Origin of the sequence: Bacillus sp. NTK074B, from assembly GCF_017303375.1 — a bacterium.
Lineage (GTDB): Bacteria > Bacillota > Bacilli > Bacillales > Bacillaceae_B > Rossellomorea.
Genome location: NZ_JAFKOH010000317.1, coordinates 1 through 244, shown reverse-complemented (window position 1 = coordinate 244; position 244 = coordinate 1). Strand labels below are relative to the sequence as shown.

1 protein-coding gene is annotated in these 244 nt (G+C 58.2%); it reads right to left on the bottom strand.

Annotated features, from left to right (window positions below):
• Positions 1-2: 2 nt before the first annotated feature.
• Positions 3-244 (bottom strand): hypothetical protein (locus JI667_RS22515; protein ID WP_206858771.1); only part of this gene is annotated, 242 nt, incomplete at its 5' end.

The following is a 244-nucleotide window of genomic DNA, read 5'->3' as shown; positions in this document are numbered from 1 at the left end:
CATTAGTATATTCTCCAATCGTATCCGCCATATCCAGCCACTTCCTCTAGCTTTGCCACGCGCGCCGCGATCCGCTCCCGCTCTGGCCGGTAAACCACATTATCAGGCTTGTCCTTCCAGGCCGCGTGCCACCCAAATTTGACCAGCGGCGAAGCGTATATGTCGTTGTGGTGCGCCATCCGGTTGTAGCTGAATCCTTCGGACCATGCCGCCACCGGGAAGCTCAGTTGATCGCGCCCGCATC